Genomic DNA, 13039 nt, shown 5'->3' with positions numbered 1-13039 from the left:
GCCTCACTGTAACGCTAACGGTAGCGGTTTCGTGACGCGGCGAAAAGACCAAAACACCACCATGTCAGACCTTCCCGCCGACCTCGACGGCATTGATGACCTGGTCCAGGGCTCCCAGGTCGCCGCCCAGTTCCGCGGCGATGCCACGCACCACCGCCACGTCCTTGGCGACGAATTCGCCCGCTACCTCGACGAACGAACTGACGGAGCCCCGGGCGGCGACGATGTCCAGCACCCGGCTGGTGGCGCTGCCGTGGGGCAGGGCAGCCAGCAGCGTCGATTGCAGGACGCCCAGGCTCTCGCCCAGCCGGACGGCCTCCGCGAGCAGCCCGATATGGCCGGCGAACAGCGCGTTGTTGACCAGCTTCACCTTCTGGCCCGCGCCGATCGGCCCGACGTGCAGGACGGGGTCGCCGTAGCAGCCCAGCACCGTTCGCGCCCGGTCCACGGTGTCGGCGGCGCCGCCGACGAAGAGGGTCAGCCCGCCGGCGGCGACGTCCTGCGGGCCGCCGCTGACCGGGGCGTCGAGCACCCCGATGTCACCGGCGCGGGCGGCGATGGCCTCGATCGTCTTCGGGCTTGCGGTGGTGTGCACCACCAGCGTGGAACCCGGCCGCATCGTTCGTAGCAGGGCTCCGTCCAGGCAGACCTGGCGCACCTGTTCGTCGGTGAACACGCAGACGACCACGACGTCGGCCCACAAACCGAGCTCGCCCGCGTCGCCCACGGCGTCGGCGCCGAGCCACGCGAGATCGCGGGCCTGTTCGTCCGTGCGCGCCAGCGCCCGGACGTCGTGGCCGGCATCGATGAGCCGGACCACCATGGGGCGCCCCATCCGGCCCGCGCCGATGAAGCCGACCTTCACCGGGGGTGCCCCATCAGGGACAGGGTGGCGTCGGCGGCGTCGAGCACGGCGCCCCCGGCGGCCGCGGCCCGCTCGGCGAGTTCGACGATCAACCGGACGTCCTTCTGCAGCAGCGTCCCCGCCAGCGGGGCCAGCCGGTCCAGGCCGCCGACCCCGCCAAGGGCGTTGAGCGCGAAGCTGTTTGCGCTGCCGCGCGAGACGACTTCGACGAGTCGGTCCGGGGCGACGCCGAGCTCGTTGGCCAGCGACAGGGTGGCGGCCGCCGTGCCGAGGTTGGCGGTGAACAGCAGGTTGTTGAGCAGCTTGGTGGTTTGCCCGGATCCCAGGTCGCCGAGGTGAACAACGGGGTCGGCGTAGGTTTCGAAGACCGGGCGGCAGCGCTCGATGACCTCGGTGTCGCCGCCGACCATCACCAGCAGGCGGCCTTCCGCCGCCGCCCCGCCACCGCCGCTCACCGGCGCGTCGATGACCGAAACACCATGAGATTCAGCAATTTTCGCGAGCTCGCGACAGGTGTCCGGATGCACCGTGCTGTGTATCGCGATGATACCGCCGGGTTTCATCGCCGCCAGCAGCCCATCCTCACCGCCGGCGAGTTCCTCGATGTCGGCGTCGCCGACGACGCAGAGGCAGACGAGATCGCTCGCCGCGGCCAGCTCGGCCGGCGTCGCGGCGATCTCGGCCGGGGTGTCGGCGAACGGTTCCAGCGACGCGGGCCGGCGCGCCCACAGCGTGGTCGCGTAGCCGCCCTCGACGATCCGGCGCGCCATGGGGCCGCCCTGACTGCCCAGCCCGATGAATCCGACCTTCATCCCGCCTCCAAGTCGGATTCTTCTTCGGGTGAACCACCGGCCGCGCATTCCTCCACGAACGCAAGGACTTTCGCGTGATACTCGGGGGCGGTGTGGCCCAAGCTGATGTTGTGCCCGGCTCGCGGTTGTCTATGCACGTTGAACCGCGGTGCCCCGGAGAACAGCGCACTGATCTGGGCCACCGCCGCATCATCGGCCTGCCAGACCTTCTCGTGCTCGGCGATGCTGAAGTGCACGGGAACGCGAACGGCTGGGGCGAGCTCCGGAAAGGTTTGCCGGGCCCAGTCCGACACCATCTGATCCTCGTAGGCCGGTGCCGAGGGGGAAACCGTTGCGCCGCCGAGGACCTCGGGCGGGTACAGCTCCGCCGGGCTCCACAGCAGGTCGCGCATGCCCGGCGGGCGGCGTTCGCGGGTGGCGGTCTTCAGTATTTCCTTGGCCGCGGGGTGGTAGTGCCGACCGGTGCCGGCCAGTTCGATGCCGAGCAGCTCGGCACCGCGCTCGTCGGCGGCCATCCGCATCGTCAGCTCGCACCCGCCCGAATGGCCCCACACGAACAATCCTGCGCCGCTTGGTCGTTCCCCGAGGATGCGGTCGATCGCCCCGTACGCCAGGTTGACGCGCTGCTCGCCCCGGACCATCGCGTCGGGATAAGGCGCGGAGCTGCCATAGCCGGGCCGGTCGAGCGCCACCACGGTGAACCCGGCCTCGGCGCCCGTTCGCAACAGCGAATATGACGGGTGGCCAGGGCAGTCGAAATACAGCGCGGTGGTGCCGCCACCGTGGATCGCGACGATCACGGCCTTGGGCTGCTCCGCTTCACAGACGATCGCCGACATGGGCACGCCGTCGACGATCACCAGACGGGGACGCGGCGCGCTCATGCTCGCCTCATTCCGGGGTCCGCAGTAGGAGAACCCCGCTGGGGGTGAGGCCGCCGCTGCTGACCACGCCGACGCGGGCGTCGGCGACCTGCCGGTCCCCGGCCTCGCCACGCAGCTGGCTGATCGCCTCGTGCAGCAGGCCCATGCCGTGGGTGCGGCCGTGCGACAGCTGGCCGCCGTGCGTGTTGAGCGGCAGCAGCCCGTCGCGGGCGATGTTCTTGCCGCCGTCGAGGAATTCCTTGGCCTCGCCGATCCCGCAGAATCCCAGCGCCTCGATCCAGGACAGGCAGTTCATGGTGAACCCGTCGTACAGCTCGGCGACGTCGACGTCGGCGGGTCGCAGCGAGGTGCGGGTCCACACGTGCGCGGCCTGACCCAGCACCTGCGGCTCGTGGGTGAGAGTGCTTTGGTCCCAGTCGATTCGCTCGATGATCTGCGTGCCGACCGCCTCCACCATGACGGGCGGCTTGGCCAGATCGCGGGCGGCGTCGACGGCGGAGACAATGACGGCGATCGCGGCGTCGCACGGCACGTCGCAGTCGTAGAGACCGAACGGTGTGGTGATGGGTCGCGCGTTCAGATAGTCGTCCATGGTCATCGGGGTCCGGTAGATGGCCGTCGGGTTGAGTTCGGCGTTGGCGCGCTGGTTCAGGGCGATCCAGCCCAGCGTCTCTTTCGTGGTGCCGTAACGGTGGAAGTGCCGCTGCGCGTTCATCGCCAGCGTGTGTGCGGCCGAGGTCGCGCCGAATGGCATCTGCCAGCCCGACATCCGGCCCATCGAGGGCGCGATCTTGCCCTGCTTCATCAGCTCGCCGTGGGTGGCTTCCCACAGGGTCCGGAAGCACAGCACGTGACGCGCGAGCCCGCAGGCGACGGCGAGCATCGCGGCGATCACCGAGCCGCCCGGACCGAACGTCTCCATCGCGCCGTTGTGCCATGTCGGCCGGATGCCCAGCGCGGCCTCCAAGGCGGTGACGCCGCCCTCTCCCATGCCAGCGACCGTCAACGCGCCGGGGTAGGTGGACAGGCCGTCGATGTCGGCATACGTCAGCCCGGCATCGGCGATGGCCGCTTCGCACGCCTGCACGGTTAAAGCCAGCGGCGGCTGCATCAGGCGGCGCCCGATCGGCGACATGCCGATCCCGGTGAGCGCGACCTTGTCCTCGAACTTCTCCGCCGTCAGCATGGGTTGCACGCGTTCGCCGAACCGCTCCGGCGCGATCTCGTCGGACGGCAGGGGAGCGGGTTCGGCGTCCGGAACCGGCCGGAACAGCGGAAACCACACGTCCTCGACCTGCTCGAAGACGACCTCCACCTGCTGACCGAGCTCGAGCCGATCCGGTTCGCATTCAACGATATTGGTCGTCAGCCGCACGCGCGGGTCCTCGGCGATGGCCACCTGGGCGACGACGTACGGGGCCGGCATGCCGGGCAGGCTGAACCGATGGTTGACGGTGAACCCGGCGAGCGTCGCCCGGCCGGAGACGGCCCGCACACCGATGTCCCGGGATCGGCAGTAGCGGCACACCGGCGCCGGCGGATGGATCAGCGAGTCGCAGGTCTTGCATTCCTGCAGCCGCAGGGAGCCGTCGGCGCCCGACGTCCAGAAGAACTCGTTGTCCTGTGTGATCAGCGGCAGCGGGCGACCGGTCAACGCGTGAAACCCCACTCGGCTTCGTTCGCCTCGGTCTTGACGTGCGCGGCCGGGTCCTCGTCGGTGCTCGGTTGCGGCGGCACGTCATCCGGCCGGCGTTCGTCCATTTCCATGATGGCGTGCACGGGGCAGTCCATCAGGGCGCGCATGACCGCGTCCCGGTCGGCCTCGGGCACCGTGCCGTCCCCGATCAGGCACGCATAACCCCAGTCGTCGAGGGAGAAATATTCGGGCGCGTGCTTGGCGCAAATGCCGAAGCCGTCGCAGAGGGTGCGGTCCAGATGGATTCTCATGCCCCCGCTCACGCGTAGCTCACCGCCTCCACCTCGTAGGGGCGCCCGGCGCTGAACACGTTGGCGCGGCACGGTTCACAGGCGTTGTCGAGATGCTGCGCCACCGCCCGCGGAAACTGGTCGAGCATACTGGCGGCCACGTTGGTCGCGGCGTCCAGCGTGGCGCAGGCTCCGCGCCCGCGCAGCGTCACCGACCAGTGGCGCAGCCGGTCGAGGTCCTCGGGGGTGGCGACGCCATCGCGGAGCGCCCCGGCGGCGGCGGCCATCGCGGCGGTGCCGTTGAAGCACGAACCGCATTGGCCGGCGTTTTCGCGATCGAAGTAGGCCAGCACGGACGCGGCGACCGCCACCGGGCAGTCGTCGGCGATCACCGCGATCGCACCACAGCCCAGTCCGCTGCCGAGGCCACGGAACGTCTCGTGGTCCAACGTGGTGTCCAGCACGCCGCGGTTGAGCAGCCCGGCGAAATAGCCGCCCAGCAGCGCGCCTTGCACGCGATCCGGCGAAATGCCGTGCAGGGCAAGCAGATCGGCGAACGGCAGGCCGTGCGGGACCTCGTAGAGGCCCGGCGGCCGGCCGCCGCCGGTCAGCGTCACCAGGAAGGTGCCGGGGGAGGACGGGGTGCCCAGCGAGCGGAACTCCCCGGAGCCGTGCCGCTGCAGGTACGGCAGGTTGGCCAGGGTCTCCACGTTGCTCACCAGCGTGGGCAGCCCGCCGACGCCCCTCTGAAATGGCCGCGGCGGCTTGTCCGTTGGCTTGACCGGCCCGCCGTTGATCGCGCGGGTGACCGCGGTCTCCTCCCCGGCGATGTATCCCGGTGCGACGTTGATCACCTCGATCGCGAGGTCGCCGACTGTGTGCTCCGCGAGCGCGGCCTCCACGCTGCGGGCCGACTCCGCGTCCGAAAGGTAGACATAGGCACGGTCGGCGGCCACCATCGCCGCGGCCAGCCGCAGCCCGTCGAGGACCAGATGCGGCCGGTGCCGCAGCAGCCACCGATCCTTGATCGAGGCGGGTTCGCCCTCCTCGCCGTTGGCGACGACGACCGAGCCGCGCGCGGCGCGCCCGTTGTCACGCACCGCGCGCAGCTTCACCGCCATCGGAAAGGCCGCGCCGCCCCGGCCCTGCAGCCCGCTGCGTTCGACTTTGCCGAGCAGACCGTCGGGGTCGGCGAGCGGACGATAGCCGCCCAGTTCGAGGTAGGCCGCGTGGTTTTCTCTCGTGGGCGCGGGCGGATCGCCCAGCAGCCGTGCCGGACAGCCTGGCCATGAGGTGACGGTGATATCCATCGACTAACTCCCCATCGTTAGTCTGGCGCACATGCGAACCGCGGTAGTGCGCGTCAACGTCGACCCTGCCGGTGTGCTCACGGCGGCACAGCTAGGACAGGGCATGACCGCACTCCTCGAGCTTGCCGGCGAGCGGGGCTTGGAAGTGGTCGAGAACAATCTGTCGGCCATGCCGGTCGGCCGCCGCGAGGTGGAGGTGCTCGTCGCCGGCGACGACGCCGACGCCGTCAAGCACGTCGGAGTTGAGCTGTGCACCAAAGCGTTTGGTACCGCGTCGGTGGCCGGCGTGGTCACGTTCATCAGCCGGGGAACCGACGACGACGCGCACGGCGTGCTGTCCGCGTTCGGGCTCGTCGGCGAGGTCGTCCGGACCCCCGGCGACGAGGGCTTCGACATCGTCTACGTGACCCTGCGCGAGGCCGACCTGGATCGCGTTCCGGAAAGCCGCATTCACACGGCCCTCGAGGCGTCGCTCAACTGCGAGGTTCACATTCGCACCGGGTAAACGCATCAGGAGCCCAAGAATTCGAGGATCGCGGGGGCGGCCTGCACCCAGGTGTCGAACATGTTGAAGTGCGACACCCTGCCCGCCGCGCGGTCCTCGGACGCCCGCTCCCAGGCGTCCTCCGGCCAGGGCGGGTCGATCAGCTTGGAGCCCTTGATCAGGCAGCTGACCTCCAGCGACGTCCGTTTGGGGTGGTCCATGTCGTTCTCGCCGCCGCGAATGATCAACGTGGGGACCTTGATTCGGTCGAACATCTCGTCCTCGACACCCGGAATCGTCTGCCCCGGCTTGGAGACGAACGCGTTGAGCCAGCGCAGCATGACCTTGAGAAACTCGTCGGAGTCGAAGTCGAGGAACCGCTGCTTGTTGGCGGGGTTTTGCTCGATGCGCTCGCGCCATTCCTGCACCTTCACCACGCCGTCCATTCCGGTGCCGCGCACCGCGAGGATGCTCGGGATGATGTAGAAGGAGCCCAGCACGAAACTGCCGTAGATGCCGCCGACGATGTTCCACACCACGAGTTTGGTGACCATCTCGGGGTAGAGCATCGTCGTCAGCATGGAATCCCTTGCGCCGCCGGATCCCCCGGCGAGGATGCAGCGCTCGAAGCCCAGACCTGTCACCAGCTTGTGCAGCGTCTCGGCCCGCATGTGTGACTCGCTTTGGCCGTAGAACTGCACGTCGGAGGCGCCGCAGTTGGGCCGGTCCCACAGCAGCACCCGATAGCCCCCGGCGGCCAACGCATCGGCCAGTGGACGCAGGCCCTCAATCTCCTTGCTGAACCGACCGCCCGGCGTCAGGGCAATGAGATCACCTGTGTCACCGAGGATTTCGTAGACAACGTTTCCGCCATTCACCTCGAATGTCGACACAGATGCTCCCGTCGCGTCACGCCATCACCAGAACGTCGTTGCCGACGACTCGCACCGGATAGGTGCGGATGCTCCACTCCGGCTTGACCGCGGTGGTTCCGGTCGCCAGCTCGAAACCCCATTGGTGCCAGGGGCAGTAGATGAACTCCAGGTCGCGCACCATGACCGCGTCGCCGGCGGCGGTCTCGTCGACGATGGTGCGTCCGCGGGCGCGTCCCGAGCACAGCGGACCGCCCTGGTGCGGGCAGTAGTTCGCGATGGCATAGAAGGAGCCGTTGACGTTGTAGACGCCGACGCCGTGCCGCCCTATCGGCACCAGTTTGTGGCTGCCGGGCGGGATTTCGTCCACGGTCGCCACGACGTGCTCGCGGCCCTGCGCGAGGCGGGGCTGGGGCGGCCTGGTGGTTGCCCCTTCTTGTTCAGACGCCAACTCAGTACACCCGGGTCTGGCCCTCGAGGACCGGCACGGTCTCCGGGAGGTGGTACGTCGCAATCCCGTTCTTGAACATCACCGCGTCGCGGGCCGCCTTGGGCAGGTGCTTGACCAACCAGCGGGGGTCGTCGAACGTCCAGTGCGGGTAGTCCGAGGAGAACAGCAGGATCTTGTCGCACTCCATCCATTCCAGGGCGCGGGTCAACTCGGTCTTGTCTTCCGGGTAGTCCAGCGGCTGGGTGGTGAACTTTATGTGTTCCTTGACGTACTCCGACGGCTTGCGCTTGATGTCCACCCGCGACTTGCGGGCCTCGTAGAGCGCGTCCATCCGCCACATCAGCGGCAGGATCCAGGAAAACGCGTGCTCGACGAACACGATGCGCAGCGTCGGGAACCGGTCGAAGACGCCGTCGAAGATCAGGCTCATCACCTGGTTCGCGGCCAGCAGCGAGTAGGTCACCATGAAGTCGTGGTTGTAGCTGGGCAGGCCGACCGGCGGCGTCGGCAGCATCTCGTAGTTGCTGCGCGACAGGTGGCAGCTCACCGTGATGTCGTGCTTGGTCGCGGCCTCCCAGATCGGGTTGTACTTCGGGTGGCCCCAAGACGGCCGCGGCTCGGCCTTGATCAGGATCTGCGCCATGTACGGGTGGCCGGCCCACGTCTCGATCTCGCGGGCGGCCCCGTCGGGGTCCTCGATCGCGGCGCAGATCGAACCGCGCCAGCGCTCGTGCCAGTTGTTGTGGCTGTCGAGCCAGTGGTTCGCCTGCCAGTGATTGAGGGCGGTCGAGAACGCCTGGTGCGCCTCGGCCAGACGCGGCGTGCGCCCGCCCGGCTCCAGGATCGCGATGTCGGAGCCCGCTTGCATGATCAACTGCCGGAACGCCATGTCCGGGTCGCTGCAGGCGAACTCGCCGTCGGGGGGGAAGGTGTCGGCGCGCATCGCGAAGGTGTGCGCGTAGTCCGGGGCGTCGTAGTAGATGAGCTCGCCGACCTTGTGGTCGAGGAAGAACTTGCTGCGCCACGGCTCCGGGATGTACTGGGTCAGCTCGCCGCGCCGGGGCACCGGGTGGATGTCGGAGTCGACGCACCGGACGGCTATGCGCTCGGCGGCGGGAACCCGTTCGTGGATGTGAGTCAGCGTCATCTCTGTCTCCTCAGTCTCCCTTGTCCTTATTCTGCGACTAGCTGGCTGCCAGGTCGACAGAAATGTCGATTCCGTACAGGTTGGCCGCGTTGCGCCAGCACAGCTTGTCGCGCTGTTCGGCGGACAGCGATGCCGGCAGCCCGCGGACGTCGTTGTTCTGCCAGTGCGGGTAGCTGGAGCCGAACATCACCATGTCTTCCTTGCCGGTGAAGCCGAACCACTCGCCCGCGAAGTCGCTGTCGGGCGGCCCGTCGAGGCTGCCCTGCACGAAATACACGTGGCCGGGGATGTAGTCGCTGGGGATCCGCGGGGCCCACGGCGTCTGCTCCAGGTGGGGCCGGCCGAAGGTGTCCATCCGCCAGATGAACGGCGTGAGGAAGTCCGCGGCGCCGTCGGCCCAGACGAACTTCAGGTGCGGCAGGCGCTCGAAAACGCCCTCGGCGATCATGTTCATCAGGTGATAGAGGTAGTTCAGCGCCATGAAGCTGACGTACTGCTCGTAGGTCAGGGTGTGCCCGGACGGCGTCGGGGGAAAGCCGATGCCCTCGCCCGTTTCGATGTGCACGGCGACCGGCAGCCCCGCGTCGGCGGCGGCCTCCCAGAGCGGCCAGAACTGGGGTTTGCCGTACAGCTCGCGGGATTGCAGCGGGACACCGATCTGGACGACGCGCGGGTGGTCACGCCACTTTTCGATCTCGCGCAGGGCGCCGGCGATGTCGTCGGGGTTGACCCGGATCGTGCCGCGGAAGCGTTCGCCGAACCCGGCGGAGTCCAGCCAGCGCGACACCATCATCTCGTTGTGGGCGGCGTGCAGCGCGGTGCCCAGGTGACGGTCGGGCATGATGCCGCGTCCCATCGGGTGCAGGATCGCGATGTCCACGCCGCGCTTCGAAAACAGTTCGTTGGCAACGAATTCCGGATCCGAACCCGGGTACTCGCGGTCGGGCCCCTCGGTGTTCGGCGCATAGTCGCCGCCCGGCGCGCCGTACCAGTCCATCTCATAGTCGGGGAAACCGCGGCTCTTGAAGGGCTCGCGCAGGAACGAGCGCAGGTCCTTGTTGGACGGGAAGAAGATGTGCACGCTCGCGTCGATCACCGGCGTGCGGGTTCCGTCAGCGTGTTCGATCACGTAAGCCGTCCCTCGGCTCGGGAAGCCAATGTGAGCCCGATGAGGGCATCTGATAGATAAACTAACATTCTCGTCGGTCGCCAATCAACGGTGTTTCCGGTAAGCATTTCGGTTAATCATCGGCCCTGGTAGCCACTGATTTCCCGATCATTCTGGTAAGTAGCGTTCTTGAATAAGGATAATAGCATTCTCCCTCTTGGTGGCCGAGCCCGACCGGCGCATGCCAAGTGCCGAAGCGGGCCTCGCGCGGGCGGTACGATCCGTCGCGTGATCGCCGGGTGAGGGCCGCGCACGCGTCCATGGAGCGCTGGACCGGCCTGCTGTTCGTGATCGGCGCGGCACTGTTCGCGCTCGGTGTCCTTCTTTCGCTGCTACGCGCTTTGCCGCCGCTGCTCTCGGCCGTGACCTACGCGATCGGTGCGGTGTTCTTCACCGCCGCCGCGACCCTTCAGCTGGGCCTCGCCCGCCGCGAGCTGCCCGAGGCCGAGCGACACTCGCTGCCGTTGCGGGCGCGCACCACCGATTGGCTGGCCGCGGCCATCCAGTTGGTGGGCACGGTGCTGTTCAACATCAACACGGTGGACGCCGCGGTAACGATCGGCGCGCGCCCGGAGCTCATCGACGTCGACGTGTGGGTGCCCGACATGGTCGGCTCCGTTGCCTTCCTGGTGTCCTCGGCCATCGCGATCGTTCCCGAGGTCCGGGCCCGGCGGCACTCCCACGCTGCCAGCGCCTCGCAGCGCATCGCCTTCCTCAACTTCGCGGGGTCCGTGCTGTTTCTCGCCTCGGCCGTGGGCGCGCTGGTATTGCGCACGGGGGCCGACGTCAGCCTGGTGTGGGCCAACGTCGGCACGTTCTTCGGCGCCCTGTGCTTCCTCGTGGCGGCCTGGCTTTTCGGCTGGCCGCCTCGCCGGCCGGAGCGCCAAATTCAGCGATCGCCAAGTGGATTCAAGCCCTAGCCGGGCCTTCGGGCGTCGTGTGTGAACTGTGGGCCTGGCGTGTGAATCCTGGGAGGAAAAATCGCCGAATTCCCTCCGCTGGTACACAATCAAAGCCGTTAGTGCACACTCAACGCGATTAGCGTGACGGCGGTCTCACCGGGCCCACAGTGACGCCGGCGGCCCGCTCGAACGGTTTGATCACCGACGTGAAATCGGAATCCGGGCCTTCCTCGATCGCGGCGGCCTCCCAGAGCCGGCCCACCGTTTCGGCGACGTCGGCCGGTGCGCCGAGCGCCTTCACCTCGTCGAGATACAGTCGCACGTCTTTGACCATCAGCCCGGTGGCGAAGCCGTAGTCGAAGGTGCGCGGGAGGATGGCGCGGGGAAACTTGTCGCGGCTCGCGCTCGTCGCACCCGAACCCGCGTTAAGCACCTCGATCATCACGCCCGGGTCGAGACCGGCCTTCACGCCCATCACGACGACCTCCGCCGTCGCGGCCAAAACGTTGGCCGCCAAGATGTTGTTGGCGAGCTTCATCGTTTGCGCCGAGCCGGGTTTCTCCCCGATGTAGAACGGACGCCCGATCGCCTCGAGAGCTGTTCGGATGGCGTCGAATTCGTCGCGCGGCCCGGAAACCATGAGCGCGAGCGAGCCCCGTTCGGCTCCGCCGACGCCGCCGCTGACCGGGCAGTCGATCGCGACGATGTTCCGCTGCGCCAGCAGATCGTGCACGCGCACGGCCGTTCGGCTACCGACGGTCGAGAAGTCGACATAGCGTTTGACGCGCGAACCCTCGATCACGCCCGCCGCACCGGTGGCCACCTCGACCGACGCGGCCGGCATCGGGAGGCTGGCCATGACCGTCTCGACCCGATCGGCGACCTCTTTCGACGACGACGCGGCGGACGCCCCGGCGGCGACGAGGCGCTCGAGCGCCGCGCCGTTGGTGTCGAAGGCGACGACGTCGTGGTCTTGTTGGATCAGGCGATGCGCCATGGGAAAGCCCATGTTCCCCAGCCCGATGAACCCGACCTCCATCGGGAACCCCTAGCCCTCGTCCACTTCGGCGAACGCCTCCCGCGCGATGCGAAAGCTGTCGACGGCGGCCGGCACGCCGGCGTAGATGGCGACCTGCAGAAGGATCTCGCGAATCTCGTCGCGCGTCACGCCGTTCGTCAGCGCCGCCTTGACGTGTGTCCGTAATTCGTTGGGGCGGTTCAAAACCGAAATCATGGCCAGGTTGAGCATGCTGCGGGTCTTTAGGGCCAGTCCTTCTCGTCCCCAGACCGCGCCCCAGCAATACTCGGTGATGAGGTCCTGCAGCGGCTTGGTGAAGTCATCCGCGCCGGCCAACGCTTGGTTGACATACGCCTCGCCGAGCACGGCAGAGCGGATCTCAAGTCCGCGCTGGTACGTTTCGCCATCCACTGGTCTTCTCCTTAACGCGACGTGCTCCTGATAGACCTTGTGTAGCAGCCCAGCCCCGAGGAGACGCAATGACGGGTGCAAGCAACGACGTCTGGGAAGTCATGGCGACCGCCCGGACGATCCGGCGATTCACCGACGATCCGGTCGACGATGCGACGCTGGTGCGCTGCCTCGAGGCCGCGAGGTGGGCCCCGTCGGGCGCCAACGCGCAGGGCTGGCGGTTCGTCGTGCTGCGCTCGCCCGAGCAGCGGGCCGTCGTGGCCAAGGCGGCCGCCCACGCCCTGGAAGTGATCGAACCCGTCTACGGGATGAGCCGGCCCGCCGACGACGACACCAGCCGCCGTGCCCGCACGTACCGCGCCACGTACGAGTTGCACGATCGCGCGGGGGAATTCACGTCGGTCCTCTTCGCCCAACAGCACTATCCGACCGCGTCCGACCTGCTGCTGGGCGGCTCGATCTTCCCCGCCATGCAGAACTTCCTGCTGGCCGCGCGCGCCCAAGGTTTGGGGGCGTGCCTCACCAGCTGGGCTTCGTACGGTGGCGAGCAGCCGCTGCGCGAAGCCATCGGCATTCCCGAGGACTGGTTGGTCGCCGGCCACGTCGTGGTCGGGTGGCCCAAAGGCAAGCACGGGACGCTGCGCCGCCGCCCGCTTTCGGAGTTCGTGAACCTCGATCGCTGGGACGAGCCGGCCGACCGGCTGCTGGGTGCCGGCTAGGGCGTTCGGACACCTCGTAGCCGCTTTCCGAGATTATTACTTCCGAGATGGAGAATGCTATTCTCGCGAA

Annotated in this window: 15 protein-coding genes; 3 read left to right on the top strand and 12 right to left on the bottom strand. The window is 68.1% G+C overall.

All coding sequences use genetic code 11. The features are described from left to right. Positions 1–64 precede the first annotated feature (64 nt). The 6 genes from AC5Y2S_RS00820 to AC5Y2S_RS00795 are packed head-to-tail and all read right to left on the bottom strand — an operon-like array spanning position 65 to position 5797. Positions 65–865: an NAD(P)-dependent oxidoreductase gene (locus AC5Y2S_RS00820; protein ID WP_499953201.1), complete on the bottom strand. Its 801-nt coding sequence runs from the start codon at positions 863–865 to the stop codon at positions 65–67. Next, positions 862–1677: an NAD(P)-dependent oxidoreductase gene (locus AC5Y2S_RS00815; protein ID WP_499953200.1), complete on the bottom strand. Its 816-nt coding sequence runs from the start codon at positions 1675–1677 to the stop codon at positions 862–864. The genes AC5Y2S_RS00820 and AC5Y2S_RS00815 overlap by 4 nt, the downstream gene beginning before the upstream one ends. Further along, positions 1674–2561, bottom strand: a complete 888-nt coding sequence (locus tag AC5Y2S_RS00810; RefSeq protein WP_499953198.1) for an alpha/beta hydrolase — start codon at positions 2559–2561, stop codon at positions 1674–1676. Before AC5Y2S_RS00810 ends, AC5Y2S_RS00815 begins: the two co-directional genes overlap by 4 nt. Positions 2562–2568: 7 nt before the next feature. Further along, positions 2569–4200 carry a thiolase C-terminal domain-containing protein gene (locus AC5Y2S_RS00805; RefSeq protein ID WP_499954296.1) on the bottom strand — a complete coding sequence of 544 codons (1632 nt, stop codon included), beginning with the start codon at positions 4198–4200 and terminating at the stop codon, positions 2569–2571. Positions 4201–4211: 11 nt separating this feature from the next. After that, positions 4212–4508 (bottom strand): ferredoxin, encoded by a 297-nt coding sequence (locus AC5Y2S_RS00800; RefSeq protein ID WP_499882861.1) that lies wholly within the window; start codon positions 4506–4508, stop codon positions 4212–4214. Positions 4509–4516: 8 nt separating this feature from the next. After that, positions 4517–5797, bottom strand: coding sequence for an NADH-ubiquinone oxidoreductase-F iron-sulfur binding region domain-containing protein (locus tag AC5Y2S_RS00795; protein WP_499953197.1), 1281 nt, complete (start codon positions 5795–5797; stop codon positions 4517–4519). A 31-nt stretch (positions 5798–5828) separates the two neighbouring features. Here AC5Y2S_RS00795 and AC5Y2S_RS00790 point away from each other — a divergent pair, with 31 nt between their 5' ends. Further along, the gene (locus AC5Y2S_RS00790; protein WP_499953196.1) at positions 5829–6302 is read left to right on the top strand and encodes a hypothetical protein; all 474 of its coding nucleotides are present in this window, start codon (positions 5829–5831) and stop codon (positions 6300–6302) included. A gap of 5 nt (positions 6303–6307) precedes the next feature. On the opposite strand, the gene AC5Y2S_RS00785 is transcribed toward AC5Y2S_RS00790, so the two are convergent. Genes AC5Y2S_RS00785 through AC5Y2S_RS00770 form a run of 4 tightly spaced genes read right to left on the bottom strand, consistent with a single transcriptional unit; the run spans position 6308 to position 9880 of the window. Further along, positions 6308–7174: an alpha/beta fold hydrolase gene (locus AC5Y2S_RS00785; RefSeq protein WP_499953194.1), complete on the bottom strand. Its 867-nt coding sequence runs from the start codon at positions 7172–7174 to the stop codon at positions 6308–6310. 16 nt (positions 7175–7190) lie between these two features. Next, positions 7191–7604, bottom strand: a complete 414-nt coding sequence (locus tag AC5Y2S_RS00780; RefSeq protein WP_499882865.1) for a Rieske (2Fe-2S) protein — start codon at positions 7602–7604, stop codon at positions 7191–7193. A 1-nt stretch (position 7605) separates the two neighbouring features. Further along, positions 7606–8751 carry an amidohydrolase family protein gene (locus AC5Y2S_RS00775; RefSeq protein WP_499882866.1) on the bottom strand — a complete coding sequence of 382 codons (1146 nt, stop codon included), beginning with the start codon at positions 8749–8751 and terminating at the stop codon, positions 7606–7608. Positions 8752–8788: 37 nt separating this feature from the next. Continuing rightward, positions 8789–9880 (bottom strand): amidohydrolase family protein, encoded by a 1092-nt coding sequence (locus AC5Y2S_RS00770; RefSeq protein ID WP_499953193.1) that lies wholly within the window; start codon positions 9878–9880, stop codon positions 8789–8791. A gap of 278 nt (positions 9881–10158) precedes the next feature. Here AC5Y2S_RS00770 and AC5Y2S_RS00765 point away from each other — a divergent pair, with 278 nt between their 5' ends. Then, positions 10159–10839, top strand: a complete 681-nt coding sequence (locus AC5Y2S_RS00765) for a hypothetical protein (RefSeq protein ID WP_499953192.1) — start codon at positions 10159–10161, stop codon at positions 10837–10839. Positions 10840–10957: 118 nt separating this feature from the next. Here AC5Y2S_RS00765 and AC5Y2S_RS00760 read toward each other — a convergent pair whose 3' ends face one another. Together AC5Y2S_RS00760 and AC5Y2S_RS00755 are read right to left on the bottom strand one after the other, a co-directional pair. After that, complete coding sequence (locus tag AC5Y2S_RS00760) at positions 10958–11860, bottom strand: NAD(P)-dependent oxidoreductase (protein WP_499953190.1); 903 nt, start codon at positions 11858–11860, stop codon at positions 10958–10960. Between the two features lie 9 nt (positions 11861–11869). Next, on the bottom strand, positions 11870–12250 hold the full coding sequence (locus AC5Y2S_RS00755) for a carboxymuconolactone decarboxylase family protein (protein WP_499953189.1): 381 nt from the start codon (positions 12248–12250) through the stop codon (positions 11870–11872). A gap of 68 nt (positions 12251–12318) precedes the next feature. Here AC5Y2S_RS00755 and AC5Y2S_RS00750 point away from each other — a divergent pair, with 68 nt between their 5' ends. Beyond that, entirely contained in the window at positions 12319–12969 is a 651-nt protein-coding gene (locus tag AC5Y2S_RS00750) for a nitroreductase family protein (RefSeq protein ID WP_499953188.1), read from the top strand. Positions 12970–13039: the final 70 nt, after the last annotated feature.

Source organism: Mycobacterium sp. NGS69 (assembly GCF_059812165.1).
Note: the sequence above shows the minus strand (reverse complement) of the source record. Positions and strands in the feature narration are given on the sequence as shown.